This is a genomic window from Moritella sp. JT01 (genome assembly GCF_001574435.1).
Taxonomy (GTDB): Bacteria; Pseudomonadota; Gammaproteobacteria; order Enterobacterales; family Moritellaceae; genus Moritella.
In genome coordinates, this window is record NZ_LOCN01000004.1 from 201775 (window position 1) to 221671 (window position 19897).

At 39.8% G+C, this 19897-nt stretch carries 19 protein-coding genes; 3 read left to right on the top strand and 16 right to left on the bottom strand.

From position 1 onward, the window contains the following. Nucleotides 1-64: 64 nt before the first annotated feature. From phnE (AKG98_RS04455) to AKG98_RS04485, 7 genes are all read right to left on the bottom strand, one after another. Complete coding sequence (gene phnE, locus AKG98_RS04455) at nt 65-922, bottom strand: phosphonate ABC transporter, permease protein PhnE (protein WP_198155405.1); 858 nt, start codon at nt 920-922, stop codon at nt 65-67. Continuing rightward, a complete protein-coding gene (gene phnE / locus AKG98_RS04460) occupies nt 922-1707 on the bottom strand; it encodes a phosphonate ABC transporter, permease protein PhnE (protein ID WP_067041968.1) in 786 nt (261 codons plus the stop codon). The genes phnE (AKG98_RS04455) and phnE (AKG98_RS04460) overlap by 1 nt, the downstream gene beginning before the upstream one ends. Beyond that, the gene (gene phnC, locus AKG98_RS04465; RefSeq protein WP_067041970.1) at nt 1695-2465 is read right to left on the bottom strand and encodes a phosphonate ABC transporter ATP-binding protein; all 771 of its coding nucleotides are present in this window, start codon (nt 2463-2465) and stop codon (nt 1695-1697) included. Before phnC ends, phnE (AKG98_RS04460) begins: the two co-directional genes overlap by 13 nt. Before the next feature lie 119 nt (nt 2466-2584). Then, on the bottom strand, nt 2585-3625 hold the full coding sequence (gene phnD / locus AKG98_RS04470; protein ID WP_067041972.1) for a phosphate/phosphite/phosphonate ABC transporter substrate-binding protein: 1041 nt from the start codon (nt 3623-3625) through the stop codon (nt 2585-2587). A 278-nt stretch (nt 3626-3903) separates the two neighbouring features. Then, on the bottom strand, nt 3904-5118 hold the full coding sequence (locus AKG98_RS04475; protein WP_067041974.1) for a glycerophosphodiester phosphodiesterase family protein: 1215 nt from the start codon (nt 5116-5118) through the stop codon (nt 3904-3906). Between the two features lie 242 nt (nt 5119-5360). Further along, a complete protein-coding gene (locus tag AKG98_RS04480; RefSeq protein WP_067041976.1) occupies nt 5361-6716 on the bottom strand; it encodes a sigma-54 dependent transcriptional regulator in 1356 nt (451 codons plus the stop codon). Continuing rightward, nucleotides 6713-8611: a sensor histidine kinase gene (locus AKG98_RS04485; RefSeq protein WP_228140202.1), complete on the bottom strand. Its 1899-nt coding sequence runs from the start codon at nt 8609-8611 to the stop codon at nt 6713-6715. The genes AKG98_RS04480 and AKG98_RS04485 overlap by 4 nt, the downstream gene beginning before the upstream one ends. Before the next feature lie 264 nt (nt 8612-8875). Here AKG98_RS04485 and AKG98_RS04490 point away from each other — a divergent pair, with 264 nt between their 5' ends. Further along, on the top strand, nt 8876-9832 hold the full coding sequence (locus AKG98_RS04490) for a pseudouridine synthase (RefSeq protein ID WP_067041982.1): 957 nt from the start codon (nt 8876-8878) through the stop codon (nt 9830-9832). An 85-nt stretch (nt 9833-9917) separates the two neighbouring features. On the opposite strand, the gene panF is transcribed toward AKG98_RS04490, so the two are convergent. The 4 genes from panF to AKG98_RS04510 all read right to left on the bottom strand — a co-directional run bounded on the left by panF (nt 9918) and on the right by AKG98_RS04510 (nt 12943). Further along, complete coding sequence (gene panF, locus AKG98_RS04495; protein WP_067041984.1) at nt 9918-11354, bottom strand: sodium/pantothenate symporter; 1437 nt, start codon at nt 11352-11354, stop codon at nt 9918-9920. Next, nucleotides 11347-11541: a DUF997 family protein gene (locus AKG98_RS04500; protein WP_067041987.1), complete on the bottom strand. Its 195-nt coding sequence runs from the start codon at nt 11539-11541 to the stop codon at nt 11347-11349. The genes panF and AKG98_RS04500 overlap by 8 nt, the downstream gene beginning before the upstream one ends. 168 nt (nt 11542-11709) lie before the next feature. Further along, nucleotides 11710-12294, bottom strand: coding sequence for a cache domain-containing protein (locus tag AKG98_RS04505; protein ID WP_067041990.1), 585 nt, complete (start codon nt 12292-12294; stop codon nt 11710-11712). A gap of 244 nt (nt 12295-12538) precedes the next feature. Beyond that, nucleotides 12539-12943, bottom strand: a complete 405-nt coding sequence (locus AKG98_RS04510) for an OsmC family protein (protein ID WP_067041997.1) — start codon at nt 12941-12943, stop codon at nt 12539-12541. Nucleotides 12944-13227: 284 nt separating this feature from the next. On the opposite strand from AKG98_RS04510, the gene crp reads away from it, so the two are divergent. Beyond that, on the top strand, nt 13228-13869 hold the full coding sequence (gene crp, locus AKG98_RS04515) for a cAMP-activated global transcriptional regulator CRP (protein WP_006032405.1): 642 nt from the start codon (nt 13228-13230) through the stop codon (nt 13867-13869). 161 nt (nt 13870-14030) lie between these two features. On the opposite strand, the gene AKG98_RS22640 is transcribed toward crp, so the two are convergent. From AKG98_RS22640 to glnK, 5 genes are all read right to left on the bottom strand, one after another. Beyond that, nucleotides 14031-14240, bottom strand: coding sequence for a hypothetical protein (locus AKG98_RS22640; RefSeq protein ID WP_228140203.1), 210 nt, complete (start codon nt 14238-14240; stop codon nt 14031-14033). 40 nt (nt 14241-14280) lie between these two features. Next, the gene (locus tag AKG98_RS04525) at nt 14281-15486 is read right to left on the bottom strand and encodes an aspartate aminotransferase family protein (RefSeq protein ID WP_198155411.1); all 1206 of its coding nucleotides are present in this window, start codon (nt 15484-15486) and stop codon (nt 14281-14283) included. A gap of 163 nt (nt 15487-15649) precedes the next feature. Continuing rightward, nucleotides 15650-16249 carry an aminodeoxychorismate/anthranilate synthase component II gene (locus AKG98_RS04530; protein ID WP_067042013.1) on the bottom strand — a complete coding sequence of 200 codons (600 nt, stop codon included), beginning with the start codon at nt 16247-16249 and terminating at the stop codon, nt 15650-15652. 178 nt (nt 16250-16427) lie between these two features. Then, on the bottom strand, nt 16428-17660 hold the full coding sequence (locus tag AKG98_RS04535; protein WP_067042015.1) for an ammonium transporter: 1233 nt from the start codon (nt 17658-17660) through the stop codon (nt 16428-16430). Between the two features lie 12 nt (nt 17661-17672). Further along, on the bottom strand, nt 17673-18011 hold the full coding sequence (glnK, locus tag AKG98_RS04540) for a P-II family nitrogen regulator (RefSeq protein ID WP_067042017.1): 339 nt from the start codon (nt 18009-18011) through the stop codon (nt 17673-17675). 511 nt (nt 18012-18522) lie between these two features. Here glnK and AKG98_RS04545 point away from each other — a divergent pair. After that, on the top strand, nt 18523-19644 hold the full coding sequence (locus tag AKG98_RS04545) for a PKD domain-containing protein (RefSeq protein WP_067042020.1): 1122 nt from the start codon (nt 18523-18525) through the stop codon (nt 19642-19644). Nucleotides 19645-19897 lie beyond the last annotated feature (253 nt).

Here is a 19897-nt window from a genome sequence, read left to right on the forward strand (position 1 = left end):
GAGCATTAAAACAGCTTATAAAGCCGTTTTAATGCCTTAACCCATCAAAGATAATTAATAGTGATTAAATGATCTTATTTCGAATATGGATCACGACGACTTCAGCTATTATCACCACAGTAAAAATACTCACCAATACCATAGCTACTTTTTGCCATTCAAATAAGTTTTGTGCATCATTTAGAATAACCCCAATGCCACCAGCACCAACCAGACCTAATACCGCAGATTCACGGACATTAATATCCCAACGGAATAGGACAATGGAGTAGAACGCAGGCATGACTTGTGGCCAGTAACCTTTAAGTAGAATACTCATCCATGATGCACCAGTCGCTCTCAGAGCCTCAATCGGCCCGACATTCACTTCTGCCAGTGCTTCAGCTAAAAGCTTACCCACAAAACCAATACTACGAATAGCAATTGCCATAATGCCAGCCAAAAGACCAGGACCAAACAATGCAATAAACAGCAATGCCCAAACCAGAGAATTGACCGAGCGCGACGATACCAAGAAGACTTGAGCAATCCAGTTTAACGTTTTGTTCGGTGTAATATTAGGCGCATTAAGCAAGGCTAATGGAATCGCAAATATCAGTGTAAATAAGGTGCCCAGTGTTGCAATATTCAATGTTTCGATCATGGCTTCATGAATAGACTCGGGATAAAAAGCATAATCCAATGGCATCATACGTTCAAACATATCGGCAAACTGAGCTGGAGCGTCGTAAAGAAACTCAGGGATAACCTCAACGGTTTGCCATGACCATACGATTGCCGAAACTAAGCATAAATAGATGGCAAAACGGGCGATACGTTCACTTGATGTAAAGCGTTGCCACTCTTTGTCAACATGAGACATATTGCCAACTTGAGGGATATTTTCTACATGAGACTTATTATTGATATGTGCAGTTGTCATTAGAAAACCCTCCTAACAATATTGGAAAGAAACTCACCAACTAAAATAAGCGCAATAATGGTGATTAAAATAGCGGAGACGAAATCATAATCAAAGCGTTGGAAAGCAGAGAATAATGTACCACCTAACCCGCCCGCACCGACAATCCCCACCATAGTGGAATTACGTAGATTAGAATCAAGTTGATAGCTCGCAAAACCAATGAAACGAGTAAAAACTTGTGGTAATACGGCATATAAAATCACACAGGAAAAGCTTGCACCAGTGGCGCGAATAGCTTCAACAGATTTAAGCGAAATTTCTTCAATGGCTTCTGCAAACAGTTTGGCAATAAAACCAATGGAAGCGAACATCAAGGTTAAAATCCCTGCGAGAGCTCCAAAACCGACCGCTTTTACAAACAGGATTGCGATGATCACCGGATGAAAAGAGCGGCATAATGCGATAAAGCCACGAACAGGTGTTGAAACGATTGCAGGCATCATGTTACGCGCAGCCATCAAACCAAGGAAAAGCGAAATCACAATACCAAATAAGCTTGAGATAATTGCAATTTGTAGACTTTCCAGTAACCCACTTAATAATAAACTAGAGCGTGAAAAATTAGGTGGAAACATACGAGAAAGTAAACGTTCGCTTTCACTAAAACCAATCACTAGCCGTTCGAAAGTCAAACCTAAGGTTGATAAGCTATAAAACAGATAACCAATAATGGCCGCGATAATTAGCCTATTTGTCCACGATGCTTTAAATGGGTTTTCTCGGTTTGGGGTTAATCCAGCCATGATTCACCTCCATAAATAACTTTAAGGTCTTCTTCTGTAATACCTTCGGGACTACCATCGTAATGGACTTTACCATTACACATACCGATGATGCGTTTAGCGTAACGTTTAGCCAAATTCACATCATGCATGTTAACCAATACCGGAATATTTTTTTGTTGTGCAAAGGTTTCCATTAACTCCATAATTTCAACGGCCGTTTTAGGATCGAGTGATGAGGTTGGTTCATCAGCAAGTAAAATATATGGGTCTTGCATAATTGCTCGCGCGATACCTACACGTTGTCTTTGTCCACCCGACAAGCTATCCGCACGTTGATTTGTAAACTCCGAAAGTCCAACAAAATCTAATAATTCAAAGGCTTTATTAAGATCGGCTTGAGCGTAATTTCTTCGCCAAGCATTCCAAGCTGTCATATAACCAAGACGACCACTGAGTACATTCTCAATCACGGTTAATCTTTCAACCAGGTTATATTCTTGGAAAACCATACCGATATGACGACGCTGTTTGCGTAATGCTTTACCTTTTAGTTGGGTAAGGTCTACACCTTCAAAAATAATTTCACCTTTACTGGGATCGTTGAGGCGATTAATACAACGCAGTAGCGTACTTTTACCCGTACCTGAAGGACCAATGATAGCGATGATGCCAGGTTTGTCGATGTCGATATTAATACCTTTAAGAATGGGCTTACCTGCCACATATTCATGATAAAGGTTATTGATCTTTATTCCGTCATAGCTTGCTACGGCCATAGTGCTGCTTCCTTGTCAAATTTTTGAATCATCTATGCCCTACCCGAGAGGGCATAGAATTTTTATTAGCTTGGTTTATGAGATGAACTAACTGATTAAGTTATTCATCGATTAAGTGCTTACTGAGTTTTAGCAAGTTTTGCTAACGCAGCGGCTTTTTTCTTAGCACGCTTGGCTGCGTCTTTTTCTGCCAACTTTTTCAGGCCTGTTTTTGTGTATGCAGTACCTGTTGCATGAGCGATATCACGGATCACACCCCACTCAGCTTTATAAGTGATAGGAACGAAACGGTCAGCATCTTTGAACGATGCTTTCATTTCGTCTGTAAAGCGGTAGCTATAGAAAGCTTCTTGAATCTTTTTAGCCAGCTCAGGTTTCAAGTTATGTGCGTAACCAAAAGCGGATGTAGGGAAACGTGGGCTACGGTAAATAATTTTTAGTACAGACCCATCTACACGGCCAGCGTCAACCATACGGTCGTATACATCGGAAGCAACAGGTGCAGCATCGTAATCGCCATTGAATACACCAAGAATTGATTGGTCATGCTTACCTGAATAAAATACTTTGTAGTCGACGTCGGGTACCAGACCTTCTGCTGGGAAGAGTGCTCGGGGTGCTAAGTTACCTGAGTTCGATGATGCGGAAGTATGCGCAACTTTTTTACCTTTAAGATCAGCCATTGAGTTAATGCCGCTATCTTTACGTACAATCGTGATCAGGTTGTAACCGTTAAAACCGTCTTCATTTCCTTTGACTGTAATAGGTACATAACCCGCTAGATTGACTGCGTAACCTGTTGGACCTGTCGAGAAGCCTGCTACGTGAAGACGGCCTGAACGCATTGCTTCAACTTGTGCTGAGTTTGAGTGTACTGTGTAGTAGATAACACGCTTACCTGTAATTTTACTTAGATGCGCTTGAAAATCTGCAAATGCATCTTTATAAACAGCGGGGTCTTCTACAGGCGTGTAGGTGAAGACAAGCGTACTTGGGTCACTCCAGTCACTTGGGTCTTTTGGGATATCGGCAACTAAGTCCATATTTTCATCACAGTATCTATCGTCTAGTACGCCACGATTAGCACATTCACTTGCCATCGTGATTGAAGGGAATAATAATGAACTAACGATTAACAATCCTTTAACGCAGATTTTCATATTCAAACCTTATTTTAACTATTATTGTAATTAGTTAACTATTAGCATAGTTCATGCCAGATTTATTATACTTATAAATCAACAGATTAAAATCAATACAAGTCAAGGTGTCGTAATTTGGGTCATCACTGTCTATACACTAAAGAGGTATATGGGTCATATGTGTCCTATTTTTAATAGCAGACAAAATAAAAGAGCTCGAAAGCCCTTTTTTATCGTCTACTGTGTATTAATAATGTTAAAACGGTGCCCTTGTTAACAATATTAATACTGCTTCGCTATTTTAAATTCATGCAGTTTGCATAATAGGTCACTGTTGCTGGCCAATCACTGAAAACACCAATTACACCAACATCCTGTGCTAATACATCAAGCATATTCATCGCGTCGCCATCATTATTGATGCCTTCACTGACACTTTTATAATACCAACCTCCCCCTTGAGCCAGTGGTCCTGAACGTTCTAGTGTCCATGCTATGATGTCAAGATCAGCTTGTTTCGCTAGTTTGGCGTAGTTCGAAGGTACAAGGTTTTTCTTCTTATCTAAATCGACAAGTGCAAACAAAGGTGGCGCGATAATATTTACGCCAGCATCTTTGAGCGCTTTCATGTTGGCTTTCGATGCGACGAAATCTTTTTGTTCATAAACGCGATCATCGAGGTATACGGCTTGTTTACCAAAACTTGGATTATTTTTAATCCAGTATTTTACGTCATTTAAATCAAATGACTGTAAATAGCTATCCGATGCTGAAATACCTGCAGCTTTTAGTTCATCAACTAATTTCTGTGCATACATTTCCTGAGTAAAGCCATTAAATGGCATAGCAACCGCGGTAGACTTAAGTTCTGGCGTTACTTTCACACCATGTGCTTTAAATAATGCAGCGCTTTCTGCATGGGTCATTAATGTACCATTTTGCGTATAAAGGTCAGTACGCCAGCCTGGAGTACCATTCATGTACTCTTCAACTGTCGTTGCTTTAGGATTTGAACCATCCATTTTACCTTTAAGCGTCTTAAATTCAGCCAGAGTGAAATCAGACGTTCGACATTCTGCTTTGGCATCTTCGCCTGTTGCAGGGTTTGCTGGTGTAAACGGTACAGTACACTTCTTAGCAAGTTCTGGTTTTGATAATACATTGGTTGTTGTGTGTAGATCGTTTTGTGAATGTCGACAAACAAGTTGTTTGTCTTTAGTGAACGTCACATCACACTCAACTACACCGGCACCCATTTCAATGGCCGCAAGGTAAGACTCTTTGGTGTGTTCAGGGAATTGCATGGCAGCGCCACGGTGGCCAATAGAAAAGCTACTTCGTTGAAATGGCCCTTCACTACATTGCTGTAATTGAGTTTTGAGGGCGCTATCATCCATATTATTGACTAAATATACTGGACGAGGACCTAAATTAGCTGACTCATTAGCCCACACTGTGATTGAAGTTAACCCGAGTATGAGTGCGATTGAGCCCTTTAGTATTTGCTTCATCTTGTATTTCCTTTTAATAAGCAATTATCCATTTGGCTGATTAATTATTATTTCTGTGTTGGCTTATCCACTGTTATAAGTAATGTGAATAAGCACCAAATAATTATCAGTACTGGTGATACTAAATCACCTAATATGTAATTGCACTCATCATGCCAACTATTAATTTTCTTATATAACAGTTGGTTATATTTTAACTTTACGATGAAGTCTTATTCATGGGTCATTTGTGTCTCTGCTCTTTACTGTGTTTTGAAGTCTTCTTTATCAAGTTGGTGTTTCTTCATTTTTCGATATAGGGTTTTTCGAGGCAAATTGAGTTTGGCAGACACTTCATTGATGTTACCAAACGTTTCGACAAGCGCTTCAGTCAATACATCTCTTTCGTATTGCTCCATTAGCTTTTCGAAATCAAACTCATCAGAACACGATTCGCTAATTGGCGTTTGTAAATCAAAACCATCACCGACAATACCGAGTACAAAACGATCTGCAACATTACGTAATTCCCGTAAATTGCCAGGCCAATGATGGCGACACAGTTGCTGTATCTGTTCTGAGTAAATTGAGCATGGACGGGTTTTATATTTTTGACTTGCTTGGATAACGAAATGACGGAATAACAATTGGATGTCTTCTTTACGTTGCTGCAAAGAAGGAAGATGCAAACTGGCCACATTAAGGCGGTAAAAGAGATCAGCGCGAAATTCACCGGATTCGCTTAAACGGGCTAAATCAGCCTTACTTGCCGCAATAACAGTAATATCGATAGGAATAAGCGTGTTACCACCGACACGTTCAATCACCCTTTCTTGGAGCACTCGCAATAGTTTAATTTGTACTGCAATAGGCATACTTTCGATTTCATCAAGAAATAAAGTACCACCATGGGCTTGTTCTAGTCGTCCGATGCGTTTTTTGTTAGCGCTGGTAAACGATCCCGCTTCATGACCAAACAATTCACTTTCAATGATGCTTTCTGTCATACCCCCGCAATTAATCGCGACAAAAGGTTGATCTTTTCGGCGACTGAAGTTGTGTAAGGAACGGGCAATAATTTCTTTCCCTGTGCCTGTTTCGCCATTGATGATGGTATCAACACCTGTATGAGCAAGTACTAAGACTTGTTGGCGAATTTTATCAATGACCTTTGATTGGCCAATAATGACAGATTCAATGGGAATTTCTGGCGAATCCTTGTCTGTTGATTGGGTCGTGTTGCTATGTTGGCACTGCGCTAATGCAAGGTTGAGTTTATCGATCAGCTCATCAGTATTAAGTGGTTTTTCCAAAAAGTCGAACGCACCTAATTTCATTGCTTCAATGGCCATGGGAATATCACCGTGACCACTCATGAGTATGATAGGCACATTGGGTGCTCGATGCTGGATCGAACTTAACAAGGTTAAACCATCGATCGATGGCATTCTCACGTCGCACAAAACGACAGACTTGCTGTTTGGATTTAGTGATTTCAAGCCAAGATTGGGATCGATGAAGCTACTCACATTAAAGCCTTCTAATTCCAGCATTTCACTGACCGCCTCTACAACGTCCATTTCATCATCAATGAGTACAATGTGTTTTTCTAATGTCATGATTGTGTGCCTTGCTGTAGAGATACGATGAATTCTGAGCCTTGGTGTTGAATCGATTCTGCTCGAATGGAACCACCAAAATCTTTAATAATATTATAGGCAAGGGATAATCCGAGCCCGAGGCCTTTACCGGATAGTTTACGCGTATAAAAAGGATCGAATATATGTGGTAGATCTTCAGCCAAAATACCGGAACCATTGTCTTTTACGATAATCTCAATATTACCTAATCGTGTACCAGCTAACGTCGTACTGACTGTAATCGTGATTTGAGGTTCGCGATGATGCTCAACCGCATCGATAGCGTTGCTAATAAGATTAACCAATACTTGTTCTAGACGAATGCTATTTGCACGCACCCAGTGTGAAGTCTGGTTTGAGTAATGAATGGTGACATTATGACGTTTGCTTTCAAATAGTTCGATAGCATCTTGGATAATGCAATTGAGTTCAACGCTTTCTATTTTACCATCACTTTTACGTGAAAATGCTTTAAGATGACTGGTGATTGCAGCGGTTTTCCCTAAAAGATATTCTATTTTTTTCAAATTTATCAGTGCCTTATCCGTACGACCTTGTTCTAACCAGCGTTGCGCACTCCGCACGTGGCTATTTACTGCTGTGAGGGGTTGATTAATCTCATGGGTGATCCCAACACTGAGTTGACCGAGTGCGGCCAGTTTACCTGCCTGTACTAATTCATCTTGTGTGATCCGTAGTTTCTCTTCGGCTAAGGTGCGTTCCTCTACTTCCGCCTCTAATTTTCGGTTGGTCCGTTTAACTACCCTCGCTGTGGTTTGAAAAACTTGAAGATACTTTGCCATTTGGGTGACTTCATCATGGCCTCTAATGGATACCTCTGTATCTAAGTGGCCCGTCGAAATCGCAAACATATTGTCTTTTAGTTGGAGTAAACGTTGGAGTATATTTTTGCGTACATAGAACCATGAAATGCCCGCAGCAGCCAACACACTAAATAACGATAACGATAACGATAAACGTTGATCATCCACCAAGGATTGTTGTGCAGCTTTAATTGAGGTCTCAATAATTTGGTTTACTTTAGCTGTATTGCTTTCGATTTGAACGGTGAGCTGGTTTAGATGATCTCGGCTGTTTTGTAGAAAATATTGTTCTTGATAGCGGTGATCGAGCGCTTTATTTTTAAGCGTGTAAAGTTTGCCAGTACGTGATGTTAAATCATAGATCACCATGAGTTGTTGATCTAAATCGGGGTATTGCTGACGAATATCACCATTGTCCCAGAGTTTCCACCAGGTCTCTCCAACTTGTTCTAATCGGTAACTTGTGTAGTCTAGTTCATTAAAACTGAAGTCATTGTAGAGTTTTTCAATGAGACCTAACTGGTAATACAATAAGGATTTAAGTTGCGCGTATTGGATCTTATCTTTACTATTCCCAGGCAGTTGATCGAGTGATGCACTGGCTTGTTTTAACAATGGATAAAAACCTTCTAAAAGATTACGCAATGCTTTATTGAGGTGCTGAGATTCAACTTTGCTTTGGAACAGTAAGCTCAGACTGTTGCTGACTTGTGCAATGAAGTCTTTAAAATAGTCATGATATTCAGGAGACTGCACCATGATATTTTCCATGTTCATAATAGCTTGTTCGATTTTTGTAATGGCGTGATTGCGTTCAATATTTGATTCTGCATCATCAAGCTGAGAAGAGGTGGTGATGATAATCCGCACCATATCATTCAAACGTGCGGCCTTATCTAAAGCAGGCATGTTTATTTCTTTTAATGCCACGAGTCTTTGGTTCAAATCATTGAACGTGAAGGACAATGCAATAGATAGAAATAGTGTTGTCATAGATAGCATCGCGAGTGCTAAAACTAACCTAAACTCAATACCTTTCCATTTGAACATAATTCCCCCCATTACAAGCTATTCATTAAAGGGGAAATAAAGCTGCTCCGTATTGCTGCTAAACCCGATTAAAAATGAGAAAAGAATAAAGAGAAGTTACCACAACTTAGTCGCTTAACACTAAGTTAACATCTAGAAGTGTTAATACAGCGGTATTTATAACGCTTACTGATGTAGCTAGGTGATTGTTCACAAGAATGAGAACATGAATTAAGGTACACTCCCTCGCCTATCATATTTGTGTTTCAACGAGTGTCTAATCTTATGTCTACTGTTCGCGCCACCCATGCTTCACATATCGTACTACCAGAAAACGTAACGGATAAACCCACCGTCTTTAGTTTCCTCACCAATCATTTCAAACAGATTAACGCGACGATATGGCAACAACGGATCATTGATGGCAAAGTGCATTGGCGTGATGGGCGCTTAATTACCTTAGATTGTGCATTTGTACCACGAGAGCGAGTCTATTATTACCGTGAGGTAACGGTAGAAAAAAAGATCCCTTTTGCAGAGAAAATTATTTACGAAGATGACCACATTATTGTTGCCTACAAACCACACTTTTTAGCGGTCAGTCCCAGCGGGCAATTCGTTAATGAATGCTTAGTGAATAGGCTAAGAATAAAAACCGGTATAGAAACACTGGTAACAGCACATCGCCTTGACCGTGCGACAGCAGGCTTAATGCTGCTATCTAAACACCCTGAGCAGCGCCATCTATACCATGACTTATTTAAATATGGCAATATCACCAAACATTACCAAGCCATTGCTCAGTTAACGCCGGACTTACGACTACAACACAATGAAGGTAGCCTCACGCTTCCACGTAATTGGACAGTAAAGAATAGAATTGTAAAAGGTGAGCCAAGCTTCACGATGCAGATCAACGATGGCGAAGCTAACAGTCACTCTCAGATAGAACTGATTGACGTTAAAGGTGAGTTTGGTTTATTTAGACTGTCACCGATTACCGGTAAGACACACCAATTACGCTTACACATGCATAGTTTAGGCATGCCATTGGTAAACGATCGGTTATACCCAACATTATTAGACCGATGTGACGATAATTTTAAGCAACCATTACAGCTATTAGCCCAACAGCTTAAATTTACCGATCCAATAACGGGCATTGAACATGATATAACCACAGATGGGCTTGATATTGAAGCGATAATGGATAACAGAGTCGATGTTATTACTTCCGTTTAAACAGCCATATTTAGATTTTGTATCTTGCAATAGCGTTAAGCAGACCTTCGAGAAGTAAAGGTCTGCCCTAATAAAGCGTATTCAATTATGCATTTTGACTTGTATGGGCTTGCTGGACACGATGAACAACTAACATCCCAAACATCGAAATTAACAATGCAGGTACAATAGGATGAATACCAAACATCGCAGGTTTAAACCACAATAATAACAAATAACTTACAAGGCCTGTCAACATTGCAGATAAAGCGGCATGCCCAGAAATTTTCGGCCAATAAAGTCCTGCAAGCACTGGCCACAAAAACACCGCCTGTAATGCCCCAAAAGCAGCAAGATTAAGCCAAACAATCATTTTCGGCGGTTCAATCGCAAAATAAGTTGCAATCAAGGTAATCAGCAACATGGCAAGGCGAGTTAACCATACTTGCTTATTTGCTGTCATCGTTGGATAGCAACGTACAGCGCCATCACGCACCAAGCTAACAGCTGACTGTAATAACATCGAATCCACCGATGACATCACGGCCGCAATTGGCGCAGCCAACAATACGCCAGCCCAGAACGGGTTAAACAAACCGGTAATTAATCTTGGCATGATCTCATCAGGTATCGTTAAATCGGGATATAAAGCCCGACCTAATACACCACTCAAATGCGGAATTAAGGTCATTAAAAAGCTAATAATGGTTCCCCAGATCATCCCACGTTTTAATGCATTGGTATCTTTGACCGCTAATAATCGCACGACAGTGTGCGGTAAGCCTAACGTACCAAAACAAATCAGCATCCAAAATGACAACATCATTGGCCAACCAAGCTGGCCATCATTGCCTTGTGGACTTAATAGCGTCGGAGATTGCGCGCTGACATCTGCCATGAGTGCCGTTAATCCTCCTTGTGACAACAACGTCAGGAAGATGACTAATACACCAACTATCATCAAAACACCTTGAAATGCATCGGTGATCACCACAGCACGAAAGCCACCGGTAAGTGTATAAGCCAGTACTGTGATAACAAATAGCCCGAGTCCTAGCTCGTAGCTTATGCCACTAACCCCCGAGAATAAACGTGCGCCACCAATGAACTGCACCGATATCATGGCAATGAAGCCTACCACCAGACTCACTAATGCTAATTGAGTGAGCCAACGATTTTGATACCGCGCATCAAGCCACTCGATCAGTGTCGCGTGTTCGGCTTTACGTAGCGCCAATAACTTCGGCCCTAATACGCCCAATGTCAGCATGGCGACCGGTACTTGAATCAACGCGAGCCAGACCCAGCCCAGTCCTATTTTATAGGCTGCACCAGGTCCACCAATAAACGAACTCGCGCTCGTGTAGGTCGCAACTAATGTCAGTGCGAGTAACGGGCCATTAAGAAAACGTCCACCAATAAAAAAGCGTTTGGCTTTATCTTGATACAAGTCCCCCGATTGTTTTGATTGACGAGCACTCCACCAACGGGTAATGAGCAAACTGGCAACAAGATAGATAAGAATAGGGATAAGATTAGTCATGATAAGTCGATTTAATCATTAAAATAAGGACAAAAATAAGTAACAAGGGTGCAAACAGGCAAGAAAACCAGAACCAGACGGGAAGCCCCCACCAGTCACCTTGCGTTTGTAATAATAACGGTCCTGCGCACCACAGAGCAAAGTAGCCCAATGTCAGCAGCAGTGTTTTTTTTGAAATAGAGTGCATAGCTTAGCCTAAAATAAATACCCGCGGAGAGTATAGGTAATCATTATCGATAAACAATTGTAAACACGTTAATTGCTCGATTAATTTAGTATTTCACGCTTGATTATATCGGGGAGATGGCTTACATCCAAACATAATTTTATTAACGAATAAAGAATGACACATTTATTATACGACTAACTCATCGAACGAAATGAGCGTATGACTAATAATAGAATCAATATCATCAATATAAACACCTGTGCCATAGGTCCAACCCCAGGTAGGGAAACGCTTACTGTAAGAGATCTTACGCACGGATTTACCGCCAATAAATAAGGGGAAACAATAACTCACGAAAGTCCCAACCGTTGATTTTTTTGCTTTTTCATAGATTATTTGATAGGTGTAATCACCATTAGTGTCTTGAAGCATTTTAACATTATGGGTTGAATTATCCAAACCGCCTAAAGAAGCAAGCAAGGTGTAGTTATCATCGAAGACAAAAATATAATTCCCATCGAGTAAAGATAGGCGCTTTAAGGCTTGTTTTTGTGCCTGTTCAAGTGGCAGCACGCCAGACTGATAATACAGATCATAACGTTGAAAGATAGCTTCCGTTTGATTAATAATATTAACGAGACGTGACTTCCTTTCTGCCAACATTTCGCCACGTAATATTGATAAATAACCCAATGCGATAAACATCAACGTAATAAGACTAAATACAACACATAAGGTAATTTTACAGGTAACAGAATAACGACGGCACATTACAGCCTCTACAACATAACACAACGAAACAATCTATCACCATGCTAACACATAAAAACATAAACGACTGTAAACAATAAGGAAAATGACAATTAACGTTCAATCTTCAACACATTATATTATCAGTAACCCTATTGTGTATATTTTCATCATTGTTATATTACAAGGATGCAATAACTTGGGGAGGAAAACTAACAATAAGCATGCAGTATACCTACCGTTAAGAATTGGCGATCAAGCCAATTTATTTAGCTACAATCTCATAACTTGAGGTCACTTCAGCTGCTTTTTCTAGCATTTTAGCGACTGAGCAATATTTCTCCATCGACAATTCGACAGCACGTTTTACTTTTTTCTCATTAAGGTCATTACCCGACACCACAAAATGGGCATTAATTTTAGTAAATACACGTGGCGGTTCTGCAGCACGTTCGCTGGTTAAATTAACTTCACAACCGAGGATATTTTGACGGCCTGTCTTCAAAATATCGACGACATCAATAGAACTACACGCCCCCATTCCCATGAGTACAACTTCCATCGGGCTTGCTGCGATACCATTACGATCACCATCCATAAGGATACCGTGACCCGTTTCTGACGTACCCATCAGTTGCATTTTGTCGATCCACTTCACATTTGCTTTCATAAAACACCTCGTTAATGTCTAATTCGAAGGCATTAGACAATATTTAACACCACATTAGTAATCAAATACTGCCCCATATCCCAAATATAATTAAAAGTCACAAATAAACAGCAAGTCAATATTCAAAAAATGATATATTCACGTTGATATTGAACAGAAATCAACTCAGTTCTTGCTTATTAGTGTTATTGTCTCTTATGCTATCAAGTCAGTAATAATAATAAAATTAAAATATCGCAACACGGACATAATTTGCGATTATAATAACTTACAGAGGAATACCCATGGTTGTTATCGGCAAGCCACAATCTGACCCGACTTTAGAATGGTTTTTATCTCACTGCCATATTCACAAGTACCCTTCAAAAAGTACACTGATCCATGCTGGAGAAAAAGCAGAAACTTTGTATTTTATCGTTAAAGGTTCTGTGGCAGTTCTAATTAAAGATGAAGAAGGTAAAGAAATGATCCTTTCTTATCTGAATCAAGGTGACTTCATGGGTGAATTAGGCCTATTTGAAGATACTGAAGAACCTATACGTAGCGCATGGATCCGTGCTAAATCACCATGTGAAGTAGCAGAAATTTCATACAAGAAATTCCGTCAATTAATCCAAGTTAACCCTGAAATTCTAATGCGTTTATCAGGTCAAATGGCTGAACGTCTACAGATAACAAGTCAAAAAGTTGGTGATCTAGCATTCCTAGACGTAACTGGCCGTATTGCACAAACGCTATTAAGCTTAGCAAAACAGCCTGACGCAATGACGCACCCAGACGGCATGCAAATTAAAATTACTCGTCAAGAAATTGGTCAAATCGTTGGTTGTTCACGTGAAACCGTTGGCCGTATTTTGAAGATGCTTGAAGAGCAAGAGTTGATCTCAGCTCATGGTAAAACGATTGTTGTATTTGGCACACGCTAATCCAACCCGTTTACTAAAATAATAAAAGCAACGCCTGATTCGTTATATAATGAATCAGGCGTTGCTTTTATTATATGTGATTTATTCAATCGTTTACTTAACACTGACGTATCATTACGCTGCTCACCTTCATGTTGCAATTCAGCATAAAAATCATCAACTCACTTCGCAATCAGTACCAAAGAACCATTATGCTCTGCTTCTTCAAAGTAAATAGCGAAAAACGCGTTTTCAGCTCCCGCGGACCACCAGAAACAGTGTATCTGAGAACTGAGCACGCTGTTTTCCTTCATAGCTAACAACAGCCCTGTATCGTCATAGACAACGCTACGTACATCATTACCAATACCCATCAGCATTAAGCGCTGCAAGGTATCATGCAGGGGCTATTTGACCCGTATATTGGTATCGTTAAGCGGACAACCACTTTTCGATAGCAAGACTAAGCTTTTTCATACCGGCATGAATATCTTCTTCTGGAATATTCAGAGCGGGTGTAAAACGTAAAACATTCGCGCCAGCGACCAATAGTAATAACCCTTCTTGAGCCGCTTGCCTCATAATCGCGATTGCCTGACCTTGATATTGCTCAGTTAATTCTGCACCCAATAACAAGCCTTCACCACGAATGTCAGAAAAAATAGCATATTGATTATTTATCTCGGTTAATGCGTCTTGGAAAATCGTAGACTTTGCTTTAACTTGCGCTAAAAACACCTCATCATTAACCGTATCAACAACAACCTCGGCAACACTACAAGCAAGCGGGTTACCCCCATAAGTACTGCCATGCGTACCCACAGTAAAACTATCAGCAATAGTTGCTGTTGTTAACATTGCCGCAATAGGGAAACCGGCACCGAGGCCTTTTGCTGATGTTAAAATATCAGGTTTGATATCGGTATGTTGATAAGCATAAAAAGACCCTGTACGACCAACACCTGTTTGTACTTCATCAAATATCAGCAGCGCATTATATTTATCACAAAGCGCACGCACACCAATCAAAAACTGTTGATTAGACGCATGTATGCCCCCTTCACCTTGTAAAGGTTCTACTATTACTGCACAGGTTTTGTCGCTAATTAATGCTTCGAATGCATTAAGATCATTGAAGTCAACATGCTCTATAGCACCAGGCTTAGGACCAAATCCGTCCGAGTAAGTCGATTGCCCCCCCACAGTGACAGTAAAAAAAGTTCTGCCGTGGAATCCCTGATTAAAGGCGATGATCTGATCTTTGCCTTCACCAAATTTATCATGTGCATAACGACGCGCTAACTTTAACGCCGCTTCATTTGCTTCCGCACCGGAGTTAGCAAAGAATACTTTATCCGCAAACGTCGCATTTGTCAGTTTTTTGGCTAGCCTTAATGCTGGCTCATTAGTGAGTAAATTACTCACATGCCATAATTTCTGGCTTTGTGCTTGCAGCGTTTTAACTAAAGGGGGATAGCAATGGCCTAAACAGCTAACGGCAATGCCGGCAGCAAAATCAATGTATTCATTATCATTTTGGTCCCAAACACGTGACCCTTGACCTCGAACTGGGATCATAGCTGCCGGGGCATAGTTCGGAACCATTACATTATCAAAATCTACCCGAGTAACATTCATTACATTATTGCTCATATCCCTTTCCTCTCAGTGAACGTCTATGTCTAAATCCTTTAGCTGCATCAATAGATGCATACATATTCAATAATTATAAATAATTAATCAAACGTCAAGTTTAATATGTAATAACACTGCAGAAATTTTATTAATTCTTGAGCTAAGGTTAATCTCTTGAAATAAGCTGGTTTTTGAGAAGGAAATTATTTAATAACTCTTTGCCTTGCTCGGTTAAAATACTTTCTGGATGAAACTGCACACCTTCTAATGCGAAGTATTTATGCTTAAATGCCATAATCTCATCAAATTCACCTTTATCATCTTCAGTCCATGCAGTGATCTCAAATTCGTCACTCAACGTCAAGGTCTCAACAATCAAAGAATGATAACGCGTAACTGTTAAAGGGTTATTTAACCCCGCAAAAACGCCTTTACCTTTATGCTGTATTTTCGATGTTTTACCATGCATCACTTTTTTAGCTTTGATGACATTTGCGCCAAATACTTGGGCAATAGATTGATGACCAAGGCAAACACCTAAAATTGGTATTTTCCCCGCAAACTGTTCGATAACAGATAATGAAATACCAGCATCGTTGGGTGTACACGGTCCTGGAGAAATAACCAAATAATCAGGAGACAGGATAGATATTTGCTCCAGTGAAATTTCGTCATTACGCTTAACGACAACTTCTTGCCCAAGTTCTGAGAAGTATTGAAATAAATTAAACGTAAAACTATCGTAGTTATCGATAATAAGTAACATGCGGAATTAAAATTCTAATGAGGAAACTGAGTGAATAATATCATAGGTAGAAATTGGATTCTAATAATGTGCCTTCGAATAAATCGACACGACTGAGTCATCTTTATATTTAAAGACACAAAGAAAAAGCTCAGCAGTTGCTGAGCTTTTATTATTTATAACCTGCTATTAACTCAATTTATTTAACTGATACAAACTCAGGGTAAGCATCGATACCACAGTCAGCCATATCCATACCTGTAATTTCTTCTTCTTCAGTAACACGAATACCCATTGTAGCTTTCAGTACTGCCCACACTAAGATACTTGCTCCGAATACCCAAGCGAAGATAATCGCTGCACCGTATATTTGAGCACTGAATGTTGCATCTGAATTACTAAATGGAACAACCATTAAGCCAAACAGACCACAAACACCATGTACAGAGATAGCACCAACTGGATCATCAATCTTCACTTTATCTAATGCTACGATACTAAATACGACTAACGCACCACCTAAAGCACCTAATAATGTTGCAAATGCTGGAGCAGGACTCAGAGGGTCAGCCGTGATAGTAACCAAACCAGCTAATGCACCATTAAGAATCATTGTTAAATCAGCTTTGCCCCACATTATTTTAGTGATAAGCAATGCAGCTACAGCACCGGCAGCAGCAGCCGCGTTCGTGTTCAAAAAGATTTGACCAACAGCCGTTGCATTTTCAACATCTGAAAGTAATAATTGTGAGCCGCCATTAAAACCAAACCAACCCATCCACAAGATAAATGCACCTAATGTTGCTAATGGCATATTTGAACCAGGAATTGGGTGCACTTCGCCATTTTTACCATACTTACCTTTACGGGCACCAAGTAATAAAACACCAGCAAGTGCAGCAGAGGCACCAGCCATATGTACAATACCTGAACCAGCAAAATCAGAGAAACCAGCTTCAGCTAAGAAACCACCACCCCAAGTCCAGTAACCTTCAATCGGGTAAATAACACCAGTCAAAACAACGGTGAAGGCGAGGAAAGCCCATAGTTTCATACGTTCAGCAACCGCACCAGATACGATCGACATTGCTGTCGCAACAAATACAACTTGGAAGAAGAAGTCTGATTCTAGTGAGTGATCGGCACCCTCAGATTGTGAGCCAATTAAAGAACCAAATGATGGGATAATACCGCCTTCAACATTACCAACATACATGATGTTATAACCGACTAATAAAAACATGATACATGCGATAGAATAAAGCACGATGTTCTTTGTCAGAATTTCAGTTGTATTCTTAGATCTTACGAGACCAGCTTCGAGCATGGCAAAACCTGCCGCCATCCACATCACAAGTACACCAGACATTAAAAAGTAAAAAGTATCGAGTGCAAAACGCAGCTCAGTAACTGTAGTTGTTAACTCTTGCATAATTTATTTCCTTTAAATTGCTTCTGAGTCCATTTCGCCCGTACGGATACGCACAACTTGTGTTAAATCGTAAACAAAAATCTTACCATCACCAATTTTTCCCGTATAAGCAGCACTATTAATAGCTTCAATTATGCGATCAACATTTTCACTCTGTGTGGCGATTTCTAACTTAACTTTAGGTAAGAAATCAACTTGATATTCTGCACCACGATACAATTCGGTATGACCTTTTTGACGACCAAAGCCTTTCACTTCAGTCACTGTTAATCCTTCAACACCGATATCTGCTACTGCTTCACGAACATCATCGAGTTTAAATGGTTTAATGATTGCGCTTATTAGCTTCATAAAGAGCTCCTTGCCTGAGTATATTGAGTATCTATATACTTAAACTTAATTCAACGTCCGTGCCAATAATTAAAACAGAGTAAATTCAACAGCTTAATCTAAAGCATCCACATTCATACAGCTATATAGCACTAATCTGGTGCAACAGAGAAGTTATTAACCCCAATCCAGTGCAATTGTTACTTAAATGTTAACGCACATAAAATGTGAGATCGTAATCCCATTTTTAATAACTTCTTATATCTTAAAATTACATAAGAGATTAACTCATTTTAATTGTTAATAATTACTACTAATTAGACTCCTTTAAGTCTAAATAACTAAATTTGATAATAATCCATTTAAAATAAATTAAATCGTTTCAATAAAAGCAACAATAAAGGGTGACACAACGTTTTGTACCACAATTAAATTGGTACTTCTTATAATCAGTTATAATGATAATGTGCTTCCAACCCGAGTAGCCAAGATGGATCTGTTACTTTAAATCTCAACTCATGGAAGAAATACGATGAAGAAATTACTACTGGTAGCACTATTATCAACGCTTACTGCTTGCGGTTCTGAGGATATCTTTGATAATGACGATAAGGATGACGAATTAAAAACAATATCATCCGTGAGTTTTTCAGCTACACCTAGTGATATAAACTCACCCATTTATAATTTCAGTTCCGTTTATACCGTAAATAATGTTGATAAATCCACTGGCGACGTGACTTTTAACTGGTCAGTAAGCTTAGAAGGTGAAGGACAAGTAACCTCATTATACCCAGAACAAGCACCTCAATATGAGTTTAAAGAAGCTGCCACCTACAAGGTAAAGTTAACTGTAGAGGGTCATACTGGAGAAGCTTTAGCTCAGTTTTCAAAAAATTTAACAATCAGTGTAGAAGATATAGCGACACAACCCCTATCACCACGTGCAGTAATAGACATCACAGATAGAACAACAACTATATATACGTTTAATAGCGAATCGTCGAGCTATAGTGAAGGTTCTTTATCGCAAATTGATTGGGTGATTGAAGGTCAAGAGTTGTCAGGGCCTCAAGTCACTCATAATTTCAGTGAAACAGGGCCACATACTGTTCATTTAAAAGTAACCGCAGAAGATAACACCCAAGCAACAACTGCAATGACTATTAATGTGGTTAATGAAATAACAACACCTACGGCTAAATTTGACTATGCAAAAAATAAGTTAATTGTAAGCTTCGATGCGAGTAAAAGCTCAAACCAAAGCAGCAAGATCATATCTTATCAGTGGGATTTCGGAAATGGTGAATCGGCAACGGGGATTACCGCGTCCGCAACCTACCCATCAGAAGGCCCTTACAGCGTGGTATTAACAGTGGTGAGTAAAGAAGGTGTAACAAATACAGAAACAGATACAATTGATGTTTATGAAGAAGCCTCTTACGTGACTTGTGATGTATTAACCAGCTCTAGCTTAATATTTAAGAGTGCAGATGAAGGTCAGTGCTTTAGTACTTCACCAATTACAAGCCGTGCAACGGCAGAGGCTTGGTGTAGCACGAGAGTTCAACAATACGTCGATGATTTATCATTTATTCGCATAACCCCAACATTAACTTGGCAGGTGAGACAACAAGGTAATAATGAGTGCTAAGTTAGCAAGCCGTCCCGACGTAAAATTAAATGTTTGGTGTTTATCTGAAAGCTTGAATCAATGATTCAGGCTTTCATTGTTTGTTGGCAAAGAGAAAGCGAACGGCTTTCTATAAACCATAACCCGCACAATCTGCTCGGTACTTTATCACTGAATTTCAGGCACAAAAAAAGCCTCTATTTCTAATAAAAAGTTTTCGATTCAGGCTTTCGTTGTTGTTGGCAAAGAGAGAGTGAACGGCTTTCTATAAACC